The 770-nt window shown below is 63.1% G+C and carries 1 protein-coding gene; it reads right to left on the bottom strand.

From position 1 onward, the window contains the following. Positions 1-751: DUF1173 family protein (locus NKI72_RS35285; protein WP_352852297.1), on the bottom strand; the 751-nt coding region annotated here is incomplete at its 3' end. Positions 752-770 lie beyond the last annotated feature (19 nt).

The raw sequence follows: 770 nt of genomic DNA on the forward strand, positions 1-770 counted from the left end.
CGATGATGAAGGGAAAGCCGGGCAAATGTCTGATGACAAGTTTCTGACCGGATCGGGCAGGAACGATCTCTTTCACCTCGCCAACCAGAACCAGTAGCTTTCGTGGGCCGGATTTCGGCGGGAGCGCCATGCCGAGAGCCGCATTGCGACGATGTTCGATCGCTTGCCTGTTCTCGGCGCGAAACGGCTCGGGCACGAACAGGATATTCGCGAGCGGGTCGCCCCGCACCGTCATTTGCCCGGCAGCCTCGAGCAGATGCCAGCGGACATTCCACCAATGTCGCTTGCCGGCCCATCGGGATGTCCAGATCGTCAATTCGGCCTCGTGCCAGAGATAATGAAGGAGGCCACGCAGCGACATCCTCCTGGGATCGGCGGTTGCGCTGGCGGAACTTTGCCCCGCAGGCACGGATGCTGCCCGGCTCCCTGTCTTCGACAGGCTGAAGTCCAATTTGAGGGCCGCCATGCCGCTTTGCGGATCAAGCTGTATCGCGCTGCCCATCAGCGCGCCCAGCCCGGACAGTTCGTGAGGTGATTCATAGGAATCGCAGGACGGATCATGCCCGCCGCCGCTGAGCGGCATGCGCTTGATCAGATGAAGGTCGCCGATGCGGGCGATGTACATCGGGCAGCTCGGCTCGCGGCACAGGCATAGCGGACGCTCGGTGCGGGCATAGGCGTTCGCCAGCGCCGCCTGCAGGTCAGGCGCTCCCTCCTCGTAGACCGCACTGCCAATTCTGAACCGTCGCATCACCTCCGCCGCTCCAGGT

Origin of the sequence: Mesorhizobium sp. M0437 (assembly GCF_040321335.1) — a bacterium.
Taxonomy (GTDB): Bacteria; Pseudomonadota; Alphaproteobacteria; order Rhizobiales; family Rhizobiaceae; genus Mesorhizobium.